The following is a 3,790-nucleotide window of genomic DNA, read 5'->3' as shown; positions in this document are numbered from 1 at the left end:
GATAGCGTCGGGTCGCGGGCCGACTGCTCGATCAGCCAGTCGAGCAATTCGGTCCGCGACCAGATATGGCCCGGTCGAACGAGCGCGGGGGCCGACGTTCCCGCCCTTGCCTCGGCAACCGCGATGCCCTTGTGCCGCTTGCCCTTCGCTCCGGACCAGTCGATCGCGACGAAGGATGCGAAGCGGTCGCTCACACCAGCGGCGGCTGGCCGTCGCTCGGGCTGGCCAGCTTGCCGAGGCGCGGCGGTGTCGGCGCAGGCGGGGGTGCTGCCCGATCGGCGTAGCTCTCGAGAAACCGCGCGGCCGCCTCGCGTCCGCCGAGCCCAAACGCCAGCGCCGTCGCGACTGCCGCCGACCCCAGGATTAGCCCAAACGCCATATACACGATTGCATCGGCGAGACCCATGAAGGTCAGGCCGATGGCTGTGAACAATGCGATGATCGCGTAGCGGATGATCGACTGGACATAGCCGCCGTCGCCGGTCGACGATCCAACCAGTCCAGCGATGATGCGGGCGAGGAAGACGCCGGCGACGATGATCAGCGTGCCGAAAATGACCTTGCCGCCAAGCTCGGTAATCTGGGCGAGGAACACGGCCACGGTACCGCCCCCAAGTTGTTGCGCTGCCTCGATTCCTGCTGGAAGCATGATGGCGAGGAACGCGATGTTGGCGACGATCCGCGACGGGCGAGTGGTCGCCGGCAGCATGCCGGTCGAGCGGATCGCCTGGTCGAAACCGGTCGGCGGCAGGATCGCCTCGATCAGCGCCTTGAGGAATCGCGCGGCCACGAATGCCACTCCGAGCCACAGTGCCGCGGTCAAGATGTGCGGGATGGCGGCAAGTATTTGCGACAACATGTCAGTTGCGGGCGCGGCAATGGCATCGATGCTCAGCGCGTTCAGCGCGGCAATCGCGGCGGGAATGATGATCCCGGCAAAGGCCAGCATCCCGAAGGCCCGGGCGAGGGTGGCGCGGGTCGCGCCGGGAACAGTGCCTTCGGGCACAGCGGTCGGATCGCCCCTGACGGTGCCGACCGTATCGCCTATCCCGGCGCGGGCGAGCCAGCCATCGACATTGGCGACCGTCAGCGCGGTTTCGAGGATCCGGCGCACGATCCGCGCGACGATCAGGCCGATGAAGAAGATCAGGCCGGCACCCAGCAGCTTGGGCAGAAAGGCGAAGATCTGCAGTGTCAGCGCGTTGATCGGTGCGAGGATCTGGCCGATGCCGAGGAACTGCAGCGCGGCCATAATGCCGACCAGCCAGACGATCAGCTGGGCGATCGTCCCGAGCTGGTGGCCGACGGTTTCACCGGGCGGACCATGATGGTGGCGCTTGAGCGTCGGGACCTTGTCGACCGTCTTCTGCAGCGCCCATTTGACGGCGCGGGCGGCGATCCAGGTTGCGACGAGGATGAGCAGGGCGATCAACACGCGCGGTCCCCACAGCAGCAGCTGATCCTGCATGTAGGCATCCGTCGAACTGTCGATGTACATCACTCGTCTCCGTCTTGCGGTGCGCCGCTCGCTCCACGCCGCTCATCCCACCAAGCGAGCCGCTCGGCCAGCCGCTTTTCGAAGCCGCGGTCGGTCGGGCGATAATAGTGCTGGGGCGGTAACGCGTCGGGCCAGTAGTTGGCACCGGAAAATCCGTCGGCGGCATCATGGTCATAGGCATAGCCCTGGCCATAGCCGATGGTCTTCATCAGCTTGGTCGGCGCATTGAGGATGTTCTGCGGCGGCATGAGCGAACCGGTCTCCTTCGCACTGCGCCATGCCTCCTTCTGCGCCACGTAGGCGGCGTTCGATTTGGGGGCAGTGGCGAGGTAGAGGCAGGCCTGGACGATCGCCAGTTCGCCCTCGGGCGAGCCGAGGAAGTCATAGGCATCCTTGGCGGCGAGGCACTGGACCAGCGCCTGCGGGTCGGCGAGGCCGATGTCCTCCGACGCGGCGCGGACGAGGCGGCGGAGCAGGAATAGCGGCTCCTCGCCGGCGGTCAGCATGCGCGCGAGATAGTAGAGCGCAGCCTGGGGATCCGAGCCGCGGATTGCTTTGTGAAGCGCCGAAATGAGATTATAATGCCCTTCGCGGTCCTTGTCGTAGACGGCGACCCGGCGCTGCAGGAGTGCCGCGAGCGCGGCCGGATCGAGCGGTTCGGGCAGGTCGATGTCGAACAGCGTTTCCGCCTGGTTGAGCAGGAAGCGGCCGTCGCCATCGGCGCTGCCGACGAGCGCGTCGCGGGCTTCGGGTGTGAGGGGCAGTGGGCGATCCTCGATCGCTTCAGCGCGGTCGAGCAGCCGGCACAGCGCGCGCTGGTCGAGCCGCTGGAGGATCAGCACCTGGCAACGCGAGAGCAAGGCGGCGTTGAGTTCGAAGCTGGGATTTTCCGTCGTCGCGCCGACCAGCGTGATGGTGCCATCCTCGACGAATGGCAGGAAGCCGTCTTGCTGAGCGCGATTGAAGCGGTGGATCTCGTCCACGAACAGCAGGGTCTTCTCGCCGGTACGGGCGAACTGGCGTGCCTCGGCGAAGATCTTCTTAAGGTCGGCGACCCCGGAAAAGACCGCCGAGAGCGCGACGAAGCGCAGGCCGACCGCCGCCGCCAGTAGTCGCGCGATGCTGGTCTTGCCGGTTCCGGGCGGTCCCCACAGGATCATCGACGACAATTTGCCCGCCGCGACCATCCGCCCGATCGCGCCGTCGGGGCCGGTGAGATGCTCCTGGCCGATAACCTCATCCAGGGTCGCCGGGCGCAGGCGGTCGGCGAGAGGACCGTCGAGCGGCGCACTGGGCAGGGCGACCGTCAGCGGCGTGTCTTCGGGCAGGAACAGGTCGGCCATCGCAGCTCTTTAACGCGCACTAGAAAGAAAAATCACGCGGCAACGCAGAAAACCTCTGGCAACGACCGTTGTACCGACGAACCGCGCCACTGCTATGACCTGATCCGAGCAATCGGGTCGCCGATGAGGGGTTCGACGAAAAGCTGGTCCACGAAGTGACCGCGATCCTCGACGAAGCCGCTCAGGGGATCGGGCGATTGCAGGAGCCACAGCACCGGCCGCTGTAAACGGACACGCTGCCGGAATTAGGCTAGCGACCGAGCGCGCGCGCGATGCGGGCGCGGCGTTCGATTACGCGATAATAAGCTGCCTCGACCGACCCGTTGATCACGTTCCAGTCCTGCGTCTGGGCGAAGGCAAGGCCATGGTCCCCGTGCGCATGGCGCAGCGCGGGATCACGAACATAGGCCTGTAGCGCGTCGGCATATTGTTCGGTCTCGCCCGGCTCGACCAGGCTGCCGCTGTCGCCATCACGGACCAGGTTGGTCGCGCCGGTAGCGGCGGCAGCGACGACCGGCAGGGCGCAGGCCATTGCCTCCAGCGTGACGTTGCCGAACGCCTCGGTCACCGAGGGGTTGAGGAAGATGTCGGCGCTGGCCAGCGCGCGGGCGAGGTCGGTGCCCACGTGCTGACCAGTGAAAATGGCATGCGGAAGTCGCTCGGTAAACCAAGCTCGGGCCGGCCCGTCGCCGATCACCAGTACCCTGTGCGGTACGCCGCGCGCGGTCAGCAGGTCGACTGCGTCGGCGAAAACGTCGAGCCCCTTTTCGAGCACCAAGCGCCCGAGGAAGGCGATGACGACGTCATCGTCGGCAATGCCTTGCGCCCGGCGCCAGTCGAGATCGCGCCGCCCGGGGTTGAACTGCTCGCGGTCGACGCCGCGCGACCACAGGAAAATAGTCCGGTTCATTCGCTGGGCGCGGAGGACGGCGGCGGTCGATTCGGCGGG

At 66.6% G+C, this 3,790-nt stretch carries 3 protein-coding genes and 1 pseudogene; all 4 read right to left on the bottom strand.

All coding sequences use genetic code 11. The features are described from left to right. Nucleotides 1–194: pseudogene (locus RMN84_RS03875) on the bottom strand (hypothetical protein); the annotation flags it as partial. Next, complete coding sequence (locus RMN84_RS03870) at nucleotides 191–1,498, bottom strand: mechanosensitive ion channel (protein ID WP_309610891.1); 1,308 nt, start codon at nucleotides 1,496–1,498, stop codon at nucleotides 191–193. The pseudogene RMN84_RS03875 and the gene RMN84_RS03870, both read right to left, overlap by 4 nt. After that, the gene (locus RMN84_RS03865) at nucleotides 1,498–2,841 is read right to left on the bottom strand and encodes a replication-associated recombination protein A (RefSeq protein ID WP_309610890.1); all 1,344 of its coding nucleotides are present in this window, start codon (nucleotides 2,839–2,841) and stop codon (nucleotides 1,498–1,500) included. Before RMN84_RS03865 ends, RMN84_RS03870 begins: the two co-directional genes overlap by 1 nt. Before the next feature lie 250 nt (nucleotides 2,842–3,091). Next, a partial coding sequence (locus RMN84_RS03860) for a glycosyltransferase (RefSeq protein ID WP_309610889.1) occupies nucleotides 3,092–3,790 on the bottom strand: 699 nt, incomplete at its 5' end.

The sequence above is a fragment of the Sphingomonas sp. genome, from assembly GCF_031380695.1.
GTDB lineage: Bacteria > Pseudomonadota > Alphaproteobacteria > Sphingomonadales > Sphingomonadaceae > Sphingomicrobium.
Note: the sequence above shows the minus strand (reverse complement) of the source record. Positions and strands in the feature narration are given on the sequence as shown.